The organism is Pseudomonas sp. FG86, assembly GCF_057808775.1.
In genome coordinates, this window is the sequence record NZ_JBMDIS010000060.1 from 1 (window position 1) to 17,270 (window position 17,270).

Annotated in this window: 14 protein-coding genes; 7 read left to right on the plus strand and 7 right to left on the minus strand. The window is 59.9% G+C overall.

Translation table 11 applies throughout. The annotated features are described in order from the left end of the window. Positions 1-311: 311 nt before the first annotated feature. Both ACODSV_RS26685 and ACODSV_RS26690 read right to left on the minus strand, forming a co-directional pair. Positions 312-965 (minus strand): DsbA family oxidoreductase, encoded by a 654-nt coding sequence (locus ACODSV_RS26685; protein ID WP_150054131.1) that lies wholly within the window; start codon positions 963-965, stop codon positions 312-314. A gap of 55 nt (positions 966-1,020) precedes the next feature. After that, entirely contained in the window at positions 1,021-2,040 is a 1,020-nt protein-coding gene (locus ACODSV_RS26690; RefSeq protein ID WP_150054132.1) for an alpha/beta fold hydrolase, read from the minus strand. A gap of 182 nt (positions 2,041-2,222) precedes the next feature. Here ACODSV_RS26690 and metR point away from each other — a divergent pair, with 182 nt between their 5' ends. After that, positions 2,223-3,140, plus strand: coding sequence for a transcriptional regulator MetR (gene metR / locus ACODSV_RS26695; protein ID WP_024073680.1), 918 nt, complete (start codon positions 2,223-2,225; stop codon positions 3,138-3,140). A gap of 13 nt (positions 3,141-3,153) precedes the next feature. Here metR and ACODSV_RS26700 read toward each other — a convergent pair whose 3' ends face one another. Beyond that, on the minus strand, positions 3,154-3,567 hold the full coding sequence (locus tag ACODSV_RS26700) for an NUDIX hydrolase (protein ID WP_150054133.1): 414 nt from the start codon (positions 3,565-3,567) through the stop codon (positions 3,154-3,156). Between the two features lie 48 nt (positions 3,568-3,615). After that, entirely contained in the window at positions 3,616-4,944 is a 1,329-nt protein-coding gene (gene nosR / locus ACODSV_RS26705) for a response regulator c-di-GMP phosphodiesterase, NosR family (RefSeq protein ID WP_150054134.1), read from the minus strand. 253 nt (positions 4,945-5,197) lie between these two features. Between nosR and ACODSV_RS26710 the strand changes: the two genes are divergently transcribed. The 5 genes from ACODSV_RS26710 (at position 5,198) to ACODSV_RS26730 (ending at position 13,015) form a co-directional block, all read left to right on the plus strand. Continuing rightward, positions 5,198-7,069, plus strand: coding sequence for a putative bifunctional diguanylate cyclase/phosphodiesterase (locus ACODSV_RS26710; protein WP_150054135.1), 1,872 nt, complete (start codon positions 5,198-5,200; stop codon positions 7,067-7,069). A gap of 73 nt (positions 7,070-7,142) precedes the next feature. Continuing rightward, positions 7,143-8,063, plus strand: coding sequence for a cytochrome-c peroxidase (locus ACODSV_RS26715; protein WP_370531111.1), 921 nt, complete (start codon positions 7,143-7,145; stop codon positions 8,061-8,063). Positions 8,064-8,073: 10 nt separating this feature from the next. After that, positions 8,074-9,900 carry a DAHL domain-containing protein gene (locus ACODSV_RS26720; RefSeq protein ID WP_150054136.1) on the plus strand — a complete coding sequence of 609 codons (1,827 nt, stop codon included), beginning with the start codon at positions 8,074-8,076 and terminating at the stop codon, positions 9,898-9,900. Then, positions 9,884-11,281, plus strand: a complete 1,398-nt coding sequence (locus ACODSV_RS26725) for an ATP-binding protein (RefSeq protein ID WP_150054137.1) — start codon at positions 9,884-9,886, stop codon at positions 11,279-11,281. The genes ACODSV_RS26720 and ACODSV_RS26725 overlap by 17 nt, the downstream gene beginning before the upstream one ends. A gap of 114 nt (positions 11,282-11,395) precedes the next feature. Next, positions 11,396-13,015, plus strand: coding sequence for an FMN-binding glutamate synthase family protein (locus ACODSV_RS26730; protein WP_150054138.1), 1,620 nt, complete (start codon positions 11,396-11,398; stop codon positions 13,013-13,015). Between the two features lie 26 nt (positions 13,016-13,041). Here the strand turns inward: ACODSV_RS26730 and ACODSV_RS26735 are convergent, their stop codons facing one another. The 3 genes from ACODSV_RS26735 to ACODSV_RS26745 are packed head-to-tail and all read right to left on the minus strand — an operon-like array spanning position 13,042 to position 15,859. Further along, positions 13,042-14,538 (minus strand): glucosyltransferase domain-containing protein, encoded by a 1,497-nt coding sequence (locus ACODSV_RS26735; RefSeq protein ID WP_150054139.1) that lies wholly within the window; start codon positions 14,536-14,538, stop codon positions 13,042-13,044. Next, a complete protein-coding gene (locus ACODSV_RS26740) occupies positions 14,538-15,488 on the minus strand; it encodes a glycosyltransferase family 2 protein (RefSeq protein WP_150054140.1) in 951 nt (316 codons plus the stop codon). The genes ACODSV_RS26735 and ACODSV_RS26740 overlap by 1 nt, the downstream gene beginning before the upstream one ends. Continuing rightward, the gene (locus ACODSV_RS26745; protein ID WP_150054141.1) at positions 15,485-15,859 is read right to left on the minus strand and encodes a GtrA family protein; all 375 of its coding nucleotides are present in this window, start codon (positions 15,857-15,859) and stop codon (positions 15,485-15,487) included. The genes ACODSV_RS26740 and ACODSV_RS26745 overlap by 4 nt, the downstream gene beginning before the upstream one ends. A gap of 223 nt (positions 15,860-16,082) precedes the next feature. Between ACODSV_RS26745 and ACODSV_RS26750 the strand changes: the two genes are divergently transcribed. After that, positions 16,083-17,228: an OpgC family protein gene (locus tag ACODSV_RS26750; RefSeq protein WP_150054142.1), complete on the plus strand. Its 1,146-nt coding sequence runs from the start codon at positions 16,083-16,085 to the stop codon at positions 17,226-17,228. Positions 17,229-17,270 lie beyond the last annotated feature (42 nt).

A 17,270-nucleotide genomic window follows, 5' to 3' on the forward strand; every position in this document is an offset into this window, starting at 1 on the left:
TAATGTGTCAACCATGTCCCCGCACATGTGTCCACCATGTGTCCGGTCCATACAGGCTCTTTTCCAAAGTGACCCGCCGTAAGGGCGGAACCCTAAGTGGCCGTTACCGCAGGAACGGATATGTACTCGCTAAAACTCCAAAAAAGCGGTCGGCCCGAAGGCCGCCACGGGACCAAGCTCCCTCGCCACAGACCACTGGAAATTGTGTAGATACCCATGCCCCGATAGCAGTGGCACATTCAACATCTTTGTTGGCTGACACTAAGCCATCGGGGGCAAGCCCCCTCCCACATTTGGATCAGGGTTCGACTTCAGTTTTTGGCTTCGTTGATGATCTGGCGAATCGCCCCCACAAAGGCTTCGGCCGGCTGGCCACCGCTGACAGCGTATTGATCGTTGAACACGATGGTCGGCACCGACGTCACGCCACGGGAGATCCACAACTGCTCCTGCTCGCGGACTTCTGCGGCGTATTCGTCGCTGGCGAGAATCTCGGCCGCGCGCTTGAGGTCCAGGCCGACGCTCTCGGCGATGATCGCCAGGGTGGCGTGGTCGGACGGGTCTTGGCCGTCGGTGAAATAGGCCTTGAACAACGCCTCCTTGAGGTTGTACTGCAAGCCTTCCAACCCAGCCCAATGCAGCAGGCGATGGGCGTCGAAGGTGTTGTAGATACGGCTCTGGCCGTCGGTACGAAAGGCAAAGCCCAGCTCGGCCCCCATGTCACGGATGCGCTCACGATTGGCCTGGGACTGTTCGGCGGTGGAACCGTATTTCTCGGTGATGTGCTCGACGATGTTCTGCCCCTCGGCGGGCATGTTCGGGTTCAGTTCGAACGGCTGGAAATGGATCTCGGCCTGCACCTCGCAGCCCAGTTGGTCGAGGGCTTCGGTCAGGCCACGCAGGCCGATGATGCACCAGGGGCAGGACACGTCGCTGACGAAATCGATTTTCAGGGGAGTACTCATGGTAGGCAACCTCGCTGGCATTCATGTGCCACAAAAGTTGCACGATACACCAATGTCACAACACCTTCGAAGGCTCGCCCAGGTCAATCTGCGCCCAATGTGCAGCATCTTCGCGATGGGCTTGCAGGTACGGTAGAACCGCCGTCAGCAGCGGCGCCTTGAACGCTTCCTGGAAACGATGGGCCATGCCGGGAATCAACTTCAATTGGCTGCCCTGGATATGCGCCGCCAGGTGCACGCCGTGCATTACCGGCAGCAATGGGTCAGCGGTGCCGTGGACCACCAGGGTCGGCACACGCAATTGGTTGAGCAGCGGCACGCGGCTCGGTTCGGCGAGGATCGCCATGATCTGGCGCTTCACGCCGTCCGGGTTGAACGCCCGGTCGTAGGACAGCGCCGCCTGGTGCAACAACGCCTGGCGATCATCCTTCACGTTTGGGCTGCCCAACGCCGCGAGCAAATCCGCCTGCTGCTCCAGCGCCACTTCACGATTCGGCGCGCTGCGTCGCGACAACAACTGCACCAGCGCCGCATTCGGGGCCGGCAAGCCTTCAGCGCCAGAGCTGGTCATGATCAGCGTTAGGCTTTCCACGCGCTGCGGCGCCATGGCTGCCAGGTGCTGGGCGATCATGCCGCCCATGCTCGCGCCCAGCACATGGAATTGGCGGATCTGCAACGCGTCCATCAAGCCCAGGGCATCGTCGGCCATGTCGGTCAGGGTGTAGGGCGCGGCCACCGGCAGGCCGAGCTTGTAGCGCAGCACTTCGAAGGTCAGGTTGGCGCTGGCCGGTGCCTGGCGCCAGGTGGACAGGCCAACGTCACGGTTGTCGTAGCGAATCACCCGGAAACCTTGCTGGCACAGGGCGACGACCACTTCATCCGGCCAGTGGATCAACTGCCCGCCCAGGCCCATCACCAGCAGCAATGCAGGATCGGACGCACGGCCGATGCTCTGGTAAGCGATGCTCACCTGAGCCAGGTCGACCGTTTGGGTCGGGACATTGACATCACATCGAGAAGCCGCAAAAGACGGCAGGCCGAATAGTAGAGCGGCCAGTAAAAACAACACGCGCATGAAAAACACCGAAACGCAGAACCCCAGTAGAGCGCGAGTCTGATGAAGTTTGTTCAAGCGCGCTGCCACACTTCCATGACAGTTTGATGAAGAGTGCCCGGTGGTCGTGGTCGACAGGCCCGCGAACATGAGACAAACTCACGCTATCGCAACTTGTCACAAACTATCCTCATGGAGAGCCCGTGCTCGAGATCCGTCACCTCAAGACCCTGCACGCCCTGCGCGAAGCCGACAGCCTGGTGGAAGCCGCCGAGCGCCTGCACCTGACGCAATCGGCGCTGTCCCACCAGTTCAAGGAGCTGGAAGAGCGCCTGGGCATGCCGTTGTTCGTGCGCAAGACCAAACCCGTGCGGTTCACCAGCGCCGGCCTGCGCCTGCTGCAACTGGCCGATGCCACCCTGCCCTTGCTGCGGGGTGCCGAGCGCGATATCGCGCGGTTGGTCGGCGGCACCGCCGGGCGCCTGCACATGGCGATCGAGTGCCACAGCTGCTTCCAATGGTTGATGCCGACCATCGACCAGTTCCGCGACGCCTGGCCCGAAGTCGAACTGGACCTGGCCTCGGGGTTTGCCTTCGCCCCCCTGCCGGCCCTGGCTCGCGGCGACCTGGACCTGGTGGTGACCTCTGACCCACTGGAACTGCCGGGCATTACCTATGTGCCGCTGTTCACTTACGAAGCGATGCTCGCCGTGGCCAACCAGCATGCGCTGGCGAACAAAGCCTACATCGTGCCGCAAGACCTGCTCACTGAAACCCTGATCACCTACCCGGTGGAACGTGACCGCCTGGACATCTTCACCCGCTTCCTGGAGCCGGCCGACGTGGAACCGGCCCAGGTGCGGACCTCGGAACTGACGGTGATGATGATGCAACTGGTGGCCAGCGGTCGTGGCGTGTGCGGCATGCCCCATTGGGCGCTGCATGAATACAGCTCGCGCGGTTACGTGAAGGCCAAGCGCCTGGGCGAGAAAGGGCTGTTTGCCACGTTGTATGCGGGGATTCGTGCAGACATGCTGGATGCGCCGTACATGCGCGACTTCCTGCTGACGGCCAAGGACACTTCGTTTTCCACGCTGGACGGGGTCAGCGCGGTGCGCTGAACCCCTCTCCCCTTCAGGCAGTGCTGGCCAGGGATTCGCGATAAAACGGCAGGATCAGGTCACGGGTCAACGGCGCCAGCGCCAGGCCGCCATCACCGGCCGGGTCAATCCAGCGCACCTCTTCGATTTCAGCGGCGGGGCTCACCGGTACATCAATGTGTACCTGGAACAACTCGGCTTGCACGGTGAAACCCGGCTCGTTGGCAGCCGGGGCCGAGAAGCGGCCGAGGTACACGGCCGCGCCGGGGTCAATCTGCAGGTTCAGTTCTTCGTACAGCTCACGGGCCAGGGCTTGGACAGGTTGCTCACCGGCGTCGATCTTGCCGCCGGGTTGCATGAAAGCCTGGGTGCCACGCTTGCGCACCAGCAGGGTTTGGCCGTCGCCGCCGATCAGCAGGGCCGCGGCGATTCGAATCGTAGTGGTCATGTACAGGCTGCCTCGAATGAAAGGGCCGCAAGGATCACAGAAAGCGCCTCAATCGGAAAGCAGCGCACCTTCTTCAGGGTCTTTGATAAACACGGTGTACTTGGCCCCTTCCATCGCTTCAAACGCAATCAGCTTGTCCACCAGCGGCAGGTTCAACACCTTGCCGGCGTTGAGCAGCAACATGCCGTTATCGGCATTGAGATTGCGCGCCAGCACCATGCCTTCGGCCAGTTCGCGGGTGGTCAGCGCCTTCACGCTCGGGTCGCCCAACGTCACGTCGCTGAGGAAGGCAGCGCACGCGTGGATAAAGTCCTCCAGCATGTCCGGGTCGTAGAGTTTGCCGGCATATTTGCGAATGAAGAGCAGCGCTTCATCGCTGTTCATCTGCCGCTCGAGGATCAAGCCCTTTTGTAACTCGATAAAGTCAACGGCCAGTTTCAACAACCGCGACCCCGAGGGGATCTGCTCGCCCTTGAGGTGGTCGGGGAAACCCGTGCCGTCCCAACGCTCCTGGTGATGGCGGATCAAGCGTGCCGCGTCCTTCATCGGCTCCAGGGTCATCAGCAACGACTCGCTCTGGGTCGGATAGGCCCGATAACGCTCGCGATCGGTACTGTGCAGCATGTCCGATGGCGCGACCATCATGCTGTCGCTCCAGCTCAACTTGCCAATGTTGTAGAGCGCGGCGGCCATGGCCAGGTCGCGGGCACTGGCTTCGTCGATCGCCTGGGCCTTGCAATACACCCGGATCAATTCGATCAACTGGCGATTGGTCTGCTTCTGCTTGGGTAAGCGCAGGTTGGCCAACAGCGAAAACACCTCGGTGCCGGTCACATAGCTGCGCTTGAGCTCGTCGTAGGCCAGGTCGAGCATGTCGGCGGTCTGTTGCAACTCGGCGGTGCGCGCCGCCACGCGTTTTTCCAGGGTGGCATTGAGCACTTTCAATTGTTCGTTCTGGTCGCGGCTCAGGCGCTCCAGGCGCTGGTGCTCGACGCACTGGCGCAGGGTCAACTGCAACTCATCGTCATTCCAGGGCTTGCTGATATAGCGATCGATCTGCCCATCGTTAATCGCCTTGACGATGGTGGGCAGGTCAGCGTAGCCCGTCAGCAGGATGCGACCGGTCGACGGGTACAACTGATGGACCCTGGCCAGCAGCTCGGCCCCATTCATGCCCGGCATGCGTGCATCGCTCATCACCAGGTCGATGGGATGGGCCGCCATGATGTCCAGGGCCTGGGCGCCGCTGCTGGCCAGCATGACCTCGTAGGGTTGACCGCGCAGGAGACGACGCAGGCTGTTGAGGATCGATTCTTCGTCGTCAACCAGCAGAATGGTGGGTTTATAGGGCGATGTCGTAGCGAGTTGTGCGTCCATGGCGACTCTGCCTTCGAATAAAACAAAATTGAGCGAACTTGAACCCTTATGTCACACCTTGACCCGTCACCGGGTGCCAGGTCGACTGGCGTTGCCTATCGTGCAGCAGGAACCGGGGTGATTTGACGCCAACTGGCCATCAAATTCAAGCGCGCTCGACTATGCTGTCACCGAAGGCCAACACTGTGCTTAAACGTAGTCTCAGGGAAGGGGTCGTTATGTCGTCGAGTCGTTTGCAGTTGGGGAGTGCGCCATGAGCCCAGATTCAGGACGGGCCAACCGTCGCATTCTGATCGTCGATGACTCGGCCTCGATCCATGAGGACTTCCGCAAGATCCTGTGTGCCGATCCAAACGGCGAGCCGTCCATGGACAGCCTCGAGGAAACCCTGTTCGGCACCGCGCCAGTGCTGCGCCAGGCCTTCGAGCTGGACTCCGCCTACCAGGGCCAGGAGGCGCTTGCCCTGGTCAACCAAGCCCTGGCGGCCCACGCCCCGTATGCCATGGTGTTCATCGACATGCGCATGCCGCCTGGCTGGGATGGCCTGCAAACCATTGAACAACTGTGGAACGTCGACCCCCACCTGCAAATTGCCCTGTGTACGGCTTATTCCGACTATTCCTTTGAAGCGATCGAAGCGCGGTTGAAGTACAACGACCAACTGTTGATCCTGAAAAAGCCGTTCGACCACCTGGAAATACGCCAGATGGCCAGCGCTCTCACCTGGAAATGGCAGCTCGCCCAGGACGTCGCACTCAAGGTCATTGGCCTGGAGCGCACCATTGAAGAACGGGTGCAGGAACTGCTGAAGGTGTCGCACCTGCTGCAATACGACGCGCTGACCGAGTTGCCCAACAGCACACTGCTGGGCGACCGATTGACCCAGGCCATTGCCCTCGGCAGGCGTCACGACACTCAACTGGCCGTCATCTTCATTGGCCTGGACCGGTTCAAGCGCATCAACAACGCCCTGGGTTATCCCGTGGGTGACGAGGTGCTCAAGCATGTCAGCCAAAGCCTGGTGGCAGCGGTGCGTGAGTCGGATTCGGTGTTCCGGTATGGCTCCGACGAGTTCGTCATCGTGCTCAACGATATTCAGCACCCTCGGCAAACCCAGCACGTCGCACAAAAATTGCTCAAGGCGATCAACATCACCCGGCATATCGCGAGCCATGACCTGAGCGTCACTGCGAGCCTGGGCATCAGTATTTATCCCAATGACAGCGGTACGGCGGTCGAGCTGATCAAGCACGCGGAAACCGCCATGCACGCCAGCAAGGAACATGGCCCGGACGACTTCAGGTTTTATACCGAGGACATGAACCTGCGCGCCCGGCACCAGCAAGACCTGGAAAGCGCGATGCACCAGGCGTTGGAACGCAACGAATTTGTGCTGCACTACCAACCCAAGCTGGATTTGACATCCGGCCGCATCGTCGGGGCCGAGGCACTCTTACGCTGGTTTCAACCGCAATCGGGTTGGATCGGCCCAGCCGATTTCATACCCGTTGCCGAAGACAGTGGCCTGATTATCCCCCTCACCCAATGGGTGTTGCGCCAAGCCTGCACGCAAGCACAGGCCTGGCGCTCGATGGGCCATCCCCTGTGCATCTCTGTGAACATCTCGGCCCTCGACTTCCGCCAGCGGGATTTTGTCGCTAACCTGGCCGCCATCCTCGAGCAAACCGGCCTGCCGCCCGCCCAGCTGGAGCTGGAGATCACCGAAAGCGTGCTGATGCAGAATGTCGACGACACCGTCGAAACCCTGCAGAAAATCAAGGCCATGGGGGTGCGCCTGGCGCTGGATGATTTCGGCACCGGTTACTGCAGCCTCAGCTACCTGCGCCGTTTCCCCATCGATGTGCTGAAGATCGATCAATCATTCGTGCACGGCTTGACTGTAAACAGCCGGGACAAACAGCTGATCAGCGCTATCATCGCCCTGGGCAAGAGCCTGGAGTTGAACATCATCGCCGAAGGGGTGGAAACCATCGAACAGTTGAATGTCCTCAAGGCGCTCCAATGTGAAGAGGGCCAGGGGTATCTGTTCAGCCAGGCCCTGCCCGCGAAGGACTTTGCCCAGTTGCTGCGGGTGGGTTGCGACTCGCTGATGCCCCGTCAATAGCCCCGTGCCTGCAAGGAGTGCTCGCTTGAGCGAAGTTCCAATTTACCGTCTTGGCCTCCTGCTCACGTTATGGATGGGCGCGGGAGCCCCGCTGGTGGCGGCGCCGCTGGACGAAGCGCTCAAACCGTTACCGCCGGTTCCGGAACTCGACCCGGCCAAGGTCGAACTGGGCCGCCAGTTGTTCAACGAGCCGCGCCTGTCGGTCAATAACACCCTGTCATGTGCCAGCTGTCATCGCCTGGAATCCGGTGGTGCCGACAACAAGCCGTTCTCCCTGGGCTTCGACGGTAAGCCCGTGGCGATCAACACCCCAACGGTGTTCAACGCCAGCCTGAACTTCAAGCAGTTCTGGAATGGCCGGGTGGACACGCTGGAGGCGCAGATCGAACAAGTGGTCATCAGCCCGGTGGAAATGGGCAACGACTGGAAAACCGTGGTGCAGAACCTCTCCGCCCTGCCCGCCTACCAGGCGGCGTTCAAAGGCGCGTATCCCGATGGCGTGACTGCAGCCAACGTGCAAAACGCCCTGGCCACCTATGAGCGAACCCTGCTCACCCCGAATTCGCGCTTTGACCAATACCTGCTGGGCAACACCGAGATCCTGACGATCCAGGAAAAGTACGGCTACCAGCGCTTCAAGGACTACGGCTGCATTGCCTGCCACCAGGGGATCAACATCGGCGGCAATATGTTCCAGAAGTTCGGTGTGATGGGCGACTACTTCAAGGCGCGCGGCAACCCTGTCGAGTCGGACCTGGGGCGCTACCTGTTGACCCAGGATGAAGAGGACCGTCACGTGTTCAAGGTGCCGAGCCTGCGCAATGTCGCGGTCACGGCCCCCTATTTCCACGACGCCTCGGCCAAGACCCTGGAGGAAGCCGTCGACGTGATGTTCAAGTACCAGTTGGGCCGTATCCCGTCCGCGGAGGATAAAGACCTGATCATCCAGTTTCTCAAGACACTGACCGGCGAATGGGCAGGTAAACCGCTATGAGCCGACCATCATGACCCTCTCCCGCCGCCGCGCCAGCCAATTGTTCCTGGGGTGCATGACGATGTTGCTGGCCTCGACACTGGTCTTTCTGTACATCAAGTCCTCCAACGACCAGGCCGCCTCCTACACCCAGTCACGCGACCTGATCCGCCAGTTGCAGCAACTCAACGCGCAGTGGGACAGCGAGGTGCTCAAGGCCAGGATCGCCATCACCCACAATTACGACCCGCTGGTGACGCCCCTCACAAAAATGACCCAGTTGTGGGCCGAGCTGGAAGCACATGACTCCTACCACGCCCCTGAAGACCTGCGCGCCTGGCAAGCCAGCCAACAAGCCTACCGGGAGGCGATCCAGGAAAAAGCCCGGCGGGTCGACCAGTTCAAATCCCACAATGCGGTGTTGCGTAACTCCCTGGCCTTCCTGCCGACGGCCGAAGACGATATCCAGGCGCAGTTCAACCAGGTGAACGGGCCCGCCAAACTGCAACTGCAAAGCGTGGCCACCGACACCTACGACTTGCTGCTCAGCAGCATGGAGTTCGCCCAGATCACCAGTGACGAGCGTGCCGCCGACATCCTCGTCGGCCTGGGCAAGCTGAACGTCAACAAAGAACTGTTGCCCAGCGCGTTCCAGGCCCCCGTGGACATTTTGAGCAATCACATCGAACTGATTCTGCGCGAGCAGCCGGTGGTCAATACCTTGCTCGAACAGATCGCCGCCATCCCGGTAGCCGAACGCCTGGATGAACTGACCACCCACCTCAATCAGGATCAACAGGCCGCCGACCGCATCGACCAGAAATACCATCGCTACCTGCTGGTGTTCTCGACCCTGCTGGTCGCCTTGTTGCTGTACCTGGCGATTCGACTGCTGCGCAGCGTCGCCGAGATAAACCGCGTCAATCGCGCCTTGCAGGCCGCCAACGAAACCCTGGAACAACGCGTCGAGCGGCGCACTCAACAGCTCAAGGATGCCCAGAGCGAGCTGATGGACAATGCCCGCCAGGCCGGCATGGCCGAGATCGCCACCAATGTGCTGCACAACGTCGGCAACGTGCTCAACAGCGTGAACATCTCCGCCGACCTGGTTGCCCGCAAACTGCGCAGCAGCAAGGCACAGGGCCTGGGCAAGGCCATGCAATTGATCAACGAGCACCAGGGTGACCTGGGCACCTTCCTCACCGAAGATGAAAAGGGCAAGCTGTTACCCGGCTACCTGAACCAACTGGTAAACGCCATTGCCGTTGAACAGCAAGGGCTTACGGACGAGCTGGCACAACTGAGCAAGAGCGTCGACCACATCAAGGACATCGTCTCCACCCAGCAATCCTATGCGGGCGCATCCAGCCTGCTGGAACCGCTGGATATCAGTGCCTTGATGGAAGATGCCTTGCGCATGAACGCAGGCGCCCTGAGCCGTCATAACGTCACGGTGATCAAGGAATACGCAGCCGTGCCGCAGATCCTGGGGGACAAACATCGCCTGTTGCTGATCATGGTCAACCTGATCAGCAACGCCAAGTACGCCATGGCCAACCTGAGCGACCGGCCACGCCGCATCACCCTGTCCGTCACGCCCGTGGATGGCGACACCTTGCAGATCAGCGTCAAGGACGACGGCGAAGGTATACCCGCAGAGAACATGACACGGATCTTCACCCACGGCTTTACCACCCGCAAGGAAGGCCACGGCTTCGGCTTGCACAGCTGTGCCCTGGCCGCCCTGGAAATGAACGGCCAGCTCAGCGCCCACAGCGATGGGCCGGGCCAAGGCGCTATATTCACCTTGAAGATTCCTCTTACCCGGCCGGAAGTCAGTCATGAACCAACCACCTAACCGGCGCATTTTGCTGATCGATGACACGCCGTCGATCCACGACGATTTTCGCAAGATCCTGACGCCACCGATCGAGACCAACCAGGTGCTCGATGAAATGGAGTCAGCCCTGTTCGGCGACAGTACCCAACCGGCCGCCCCGGCATTCGAGCTGGACTCGGCCTATGGCGGCGAAGAGGGACTGGCATTGCTCGTCACCGCCATGGCCAAGCAACGTCCCTATGCATTGGCCTTTGTCGATATGCGCATGCCCCAGGGCTGGGACGGTGCCAAGACGATCGAGGAGCTATGGAAAGTCGCCCCCGGCCTGCAAGTGGTGGTGTGCACGGCGTATTCGGATTATTCCTGGGAAGATTTGCTCGCCCGGCTGCAAGCCCATGACCGCCTGCTGATCCTGAAAAAACCCTTCGACAACATCGAAGTCCAGCAGATGGCCAACACCCTGACCAACAAATGGGACATGGCCCGCCGTGCCTCGCTGCAAAACAGCCACCTGGAACAATTGGTGGTGCAGCGCACCCGGGCGCTGACCCACGCCAGCGAGGCGCTGCAAATCGAAATCGACGAACGCAAACACCTGGAAAGCCAACTGGTGCAGTCGGAAAAGCTGGCGTCGCTTGGGCAACTGGCGGCGGGGGTCGCGCATGAGATCAATAACCCGGTGGGGTTTATCTCGTCCAACCTCAATACCCTCGACAGCTACTTCAGCCAACTGCAACAGATGCTGGGCGCTTACCGGCAGGCTGAGGAGATGATCGAATCGGGCGAGCAGCGTGATCAGCTCAAGGCTTTGCGCGAAAGCCTGGAGCTGGATTTTCTCAAGGAGGATATTCCGATCCTGATCCATGAATCCAAGGAAGGCATCAACCGCGTGGTGCAGATCGTCAGGGACCTGAAAAACTTTTCACGGGTGGACAACGACCAGACCTGGCAGTGGGCCAACCTGCAACAAGGCATCGACTCGACGCTGAACATCGTCGCCAGTGAACTCAAGTACAAGGCCGACGTGGTCAAGCACTACCAGCCCTTGCCGGACATCGAGTGCCTGGCCTCGCAGCTCAACCAGGTGGTGATGAACCTCGTGATCAATGCGGCCCAATCCATGGGGCCGGAGCGCGGCACCATCACCCTGAGCAACGGCGTGGAAGGCGACACCATCTGGCTGGAAGTCGCGGACAACGGCTGCGGGATTGCCCCGCAGGCCCTGCAAAAGATTTTCGACCCGTTCTTCACCACCAAGCCGGTGGGTGAAGGGACGGGGCTGGGGCTCTCGCTGTCGTATGGGATTGTGAAGAAACATCACGGGACTATTACGGTCAGCAGCGAAGTGGGCAAAGGCACCACCTTCCGGGTGGTGCTGCCCATTCGGCAGACGGCCTAGTCACCCCGCATGGCTCGGCTTTTTTTCGAGATCGATTGCAATCGGTTGTCCAGGCTTTCCCAACGGGAGCAAAATGCCGCACCGACCTGAAGAGTCCGAACCCAAGGTAACCGTATGAGCCTGTCGTTGCTAAGCCGTTACGCCTTCTTTGCCGTATGCGTCATTTTCACCCTCGCCAGCCTGCCTTTTATCGAATATGAATGGCTGTGGCCCATCACCATAGTCACCGGCATCCTCAGCCTGATCGGCCTGTTCGACCTGCTGCAAAGCCCCCACGCGGTGCGCCGCAACTACCCGATCCTGGGCAATATCCGATACCTGGTGGAGGCGATTCGCCCGGAAATCCGCCAGTACCTGCTGGAATCCGACAGCGACGCCCTGCCCTTCTCACGCGCCCAGCGCTCGCTGGTCTACTCACGGGCCAAGAATGAAACCGCCGACAAACCCTTCGGCACCCTGATCGATGTGTACCAGTCGGGCTTTGAGTTTATCGGCCACTCCATGCGTCCGGCGCCACTGAGCGACCCCAGCACCTTTCGCGTGATGGTCGGCGGCCCGCAATGCACGCAGCCCTATTCCGCGTCGGTGTTCAACATCTCGGCGATGAGCTTCGGCTCCCTGAGCGCCAACGCAATCCGCGCGCTCAACCAGGGCGCCAAGCTGGGCAATTTCGCCCATGACACCGGCGAAGGCAGCATCAGCCCCTATCACCGTGAAAACGGCGGTGACCTGACCTGGGAGCTGGGCAGCGGCTACTTCGGCTGCCGCACCAGTGACGGCCGCTTCGACCCAGAACGCTTCGCCGCACAGGCGCAGAACCCGCAAGTGCGCATGATCGAAGTCAAGATGAGCCAGGGTGCCAAGCCCGGCCATGGCGGCATCCTGCCCAAGCACAAAGTGACCCAGGAGATCGCCGAGACACGCGGCATCCTGATGGGCGAAGACTGCGTCTCGCCCTCGCGCCACAGCGCGTTCTCCACACCGATCGAGTTGATGCAGTTCATCGCCCAGTTACGCGAACTGTCCGGCGGCAAACCGGTGGGCTTCAAGTTCTGCCTGGGCCACCCGTGGGAATTCATGGGCATCGCCAAGGCCATGCTGGAGACCGGCATCCTCCCGGACTTTATCGTGGTCGACGGCAAGGAAGGCGGTACCGGCGCCGCCCCGGTGGAGTTCACCGACCATATCGGCGTGCCGCTGCGCGATGGCTTGCTGTTCGTACACAACACCCTGGTGGGCCTGAACCTACGCGACAAGATCAAGCTGGGCGCCAGCGGCAAGATCGTCAGCGCATTCGATATTGCCAGCGTCCTGGCCATCGGGGCCGACTGGGCCAACTCGGCGCGAGGCTTCATGTTCGCCATCGGCTGTATCCAGTCGCAAAGTTGCCACACCAATAAATGCCCGACCGGCGTCGCCACCCAAGACCCACTGCGCCAACGCGCCCTGGTGGTGCCGGACAAGGCCCAGCGCGTATTCAACTTCCACCGCAACACCCTCAAGGCCCTCGCCGAAATGCTCGCTGCCGCGGGTTTGGACCATCCGTCGCAGCTGTCAGCCAAGCACTTGGTGCGACGCATGTCGGCCACCGAGATCAAGCTGTTCTCGCAGTTGCATGTGTTCCTCAAGCCGGGTGAGTTGCTGACTGGGGAAGTGAACGGCGAGTTCTATTCGCGCATGTGGCAGATGGCGCGGGCGGATAGTTTTGAGCCGCATGAAGTGGTGGCGGCGTAAGCGTGATCGACCAGCATGCTCCCGGCTCATTGATAACTGTCATCAGCCGGGACGGCCTTCATCACGATGTACCCGTTATGCCCCTGGACATAAAGACTATAGAACTTGTTAGAGCTGATCATTTGTGCGGCCTTTGCCCCCCCAGACAACTCAAATGCCTCCTCGTCCATTGAGGAGATATTCGTCACCCCCCCGATACGAGGGAGCATTTCCGACAGAAGAAAAAAATCAATATTCACGACATATCGCAAGGCCGGCACTAGGGCGGTAGCACCATCGCTGCCCACTAGCCATCCCTGTGTCGAATGGTTGATCAGGTAAAAGTGTTGGATGTCACTTAATGCTCGGTTCGAAAAAATTTCGTAGCTCAGACTTTGCCCGATGCTGGCCGACAAATCTCTCTCCAGGCTCAGCACCCGCCCATGCATATATGAAAACGACAACATGGCAATCACCGGGAGGAGCAACAGGCAACCCAACCATCTATGGATAGGAACCAACACCTGATACGCCAAATACAACAACATGACTAAAGCCGGTGAAAAACCCATCAACAGCCTCGCGCCATCATTAAAAAAGCTGAATGCCAGCGACAAGCCTGGAATCGATATCAACATAACGGGAACGGTGGTCAGGCACCCCATCGCTACCAGTGCCCGCGCCGTCAGTCCCGCAGGCACAAGCATCACTCTGTAAATCACCAGCACCAGGCCCAATCCGGCAAGGGTTAACAGCGATACGCAAAGCCAGGCATTGCCCTCGTTGTATAACAATAAGACGTGCTGCGCCGTCAGTTGGAGATCCGACAATAGCTTCTGGCCCCATCCGTCGCTGAAGTCGCGCAAACCTCGGCGGTCGTTATTCATAAATTGATGAGCGCTCGCCAGATACATCGCCCCCCCTAACAGCAAATGCAGCCCCTTATCTCGAACCAGCCTTGCAACCTGATGAGGCGACTGTTTCTCATAGGCTGCGCGTATGAGTTCAACGCAACACAGCCCTACATAGACATTGATCACCATCTGATAAAGGCTAAGCCCAATGCCAACGAACACCCCGCATACCAACAAGCGCCCCCACCACGACGGATGGGTAAAGCAAATTGCGTAAATGATTGCTACCACTGCCAGACTCATGGCCGGGCCGTCGTATTGATAGGAAAGGTTTTGCAGGAAGAAGGGGCTGTACCACAGAGGCAACACCACCAGGCAAGACACAACAGTCGGTCGTGAAAAGTAATGCGTCGTCAGGGACCGCAATGCGAACGTCATGCTTGTGACCGCAATCAGCAGAGGCAAGGGAAACATGTTCGGTGCGCCATGGGTAAACGATAGCCCTTGGTAAAACAACTCCATCAGGACGCGCCCCTCAGCCTTCCACCCCATACCTGCTTCTTGCGCCCTCCAGTTGTCATCAATGTAAAAGTAATCGGCGAGTATCAGCGGATAGACGAAAAGAAAAGTCGCTGCAAAGAAGAACAGCCACATTTTTCGCGCAGACAGCGGTTGCGTCAGGTACTCCATCACACGCGCTCCTTCTCGTTAGACGTCGTTGATGCGACAACATCTTTGATCACATACCTCGGCCGATGCTTGGCCTCCATATAAATGCGCCCCACATACTCGCCCAATATCCCAATCCCAATCAGCTGCACGCCGCCCAAAAACAAGATCGCCGTCATCAACGACGGGTACCCCGGCACCGCATTGCCGAACAGCACTTTGTCGAGCACCAGGTACCCGGCATACACCAATGCCAGCAGCGAAATACAGCCACCGATATAGCTCCATAACCGCAGGGGCAAGGTGCTGAACGAGGTGATGCCGTCCAGCGCGAGGTTCCACAGTTTCCAGGCGTTGAACTTGCTCTGGCCAACCACACGCGGGGCGCGGTCGTATTCGACGATGGCCACGTTAAAACCGGCCCAGGACAACACGCCTTTCATGAACAACTGCTGTTCGGGCAGGGCCTTGATCACGTCCACGACCTTGCGGTCCATCAACCGGAAGTCGCCGACGTTTTCCTCGATGTGGGGGTAAGCGATGCGGTTGAGCAGGTGATAGAACAGCGATGCACTGTGACGCTTGAGGTAGCTGTCAGCGGAACGGTCCCGGCGCTTGGCCAGCACCACATCCGCGCCTTTCTGCCATTCGGCCAGCAGTTGCGGGATCACTTCGACCGGGTCTTGCAGGTCGACATCCATGGGGATGACGGCGTCCCCCCTGGCATGTTCAAGCCCGGCGAACAGTGCTGCTTCCTTGCCGAAGTTACGCGATAAATTGATCAACACCACGTCGTGGTCGACCAAGGCGATCGCCCGGGTGTTTTCGGCGGTGCGATCGGTGCTGCCGTCGTTGATAAATACGATCTCGACCGTGTAATCGCGCAATGCGGGCTCTTGTCGAACAGCCTGGTAAAACACTTTCACCGCCTGCTCTTCATTAAACAGCGGCACCACCAGAGAGAGTTTCATTGCCCACGCTCACGAAACACCACCCACTTCGACAGCAGGAAACCGCACACCAGGCTCACCAGCGAGAACGCCACCACCGTGACCAGCCCCGGCAGGCGCCAGCGATCGGCAAACCAACCCACGGCCAGGCTCACCCCTCCCATGCACAGCATGAACAGTGCATAACGCGGCAGCGACACCGGCATGGCAAAGGTGTAAATCGCATTCAGATAGAAGGAGAAGGACGCAGCGGCGCAAAACGCGAAAAAGTTGCTCGCAGCCTGATTGAGTTCAAACGCCACCCTGAAGACAAAAAACAGCTGCCAATGGATCACCGTATTGGCGATACCAATTGCCGTATAGCGGGAGAATCCCTTCCACAGTCTGGTCATACCGTTGCCCTGTCGCGTCCCGTTCCAGCAGGCCACGGCAAACGCGATACGTCTACTGTCAGACTTAACAGGTAGCCCACCCGTAGACTTGAGACATCCGGAAATACCCAGCCTTTGCAATTGCTTACAAATACCGCCAACCTGCGCCCGCCCGACGTGCGGCGTACGACAACTCCCGCCTGCACCGGTCATTACTAAACCTATTGTTCAAGAGCCCGCTGCCATGCTGAACGGACGCGACCCGCGCATCGATTTTTTTCGGGGCCTGGCGTTGATCTTCATTTTCTGGGATCACGTCCCCCACAACCCCCTCGGCCAGATCACCCTGCGCAACATCGGTTTCAGCGATGCGGCGGAGGTGTTTGTGTTCCTTGCCGGTTATGCCGCCGTGCTGGCCTACGGCAAGATCATGAAACGTGATGGCTACTGGATTGCCTCACTGAAAATCCTGCGCCGCGCCTGGGTGCTGTACGTGGTGCATATCTTCTTGCTGGCGATGCTGATGGGCATCGTATTCTTCGCCAACAGCCATGTGGAGACCCGCGACCTGGTCGAAGAAATGGGCCTGACGCACTTCGTCACCCACCCGCAGCAAGCCCTCACCGATGAACTGTTGCTGCGCTTCAAGCCCAACCTGATGGACCCGCTGCCGCTGTATATCGTGTTGCTGGCGGGCCTTCCGCTGATACTGCCGCTGCTGCTACGCAAGACCTGGGCCGTGGTGGCGGTGTCGCTGGTGGTGTACCTGCTGGCGCCCCATCTGGGCTGGAACCTGTCGGCGATTGCCGACGGTGTGTGGTACTTCAACCCGGTCACCTGGCAGTTGTTGTTTGTGCTGGGCGGGGCCGCGGCGATCCACGCGCAACAGCCACGCCCGCAGGACACTCGGCCGCTGCTGCGCCAGCCGTTGTTCGTCGCGGCAGCGATCTATACGCTGGCCGCCGGCGTCATCACGCTCGGCTGGCGCTGGCCCGAGGTCCACGACGCCTTGATGCCGTCGACCTTGAGCGACCTGCTGTACCCGATCAGCAAGACAGACCTGTCGCCGGTCCGTCTGCTGCACTTCCTGGCGCTGGCCTATGTCACCGCCAAACTTCTGCCAGGCGGCGCCTGGACACAAAACTGGCTGGCACAGCAAACCTGCCGGATGGGGCGTTATTCGCTGGAAGTGTTCTGCCTCGGCGTACTGCTGGCGCCATTGGCCGATATGGTCAACGCCCTGGCCGGCGATGCCTTTGCCATGCAGATATTTACCGCGTGGGCAGGTGCCACGTTAATGGCGCTGCTGGCGGCCTGGCTGGAGTTCAACAAGCGCCTGGACACCTCATTGCAATCTCGGCACGCCACGCCTGCGCCCCTGCTTAAATAGTTAGTCCCGGCAGCCCCCTTAGCGGTGCTTCCATGCCCCTTC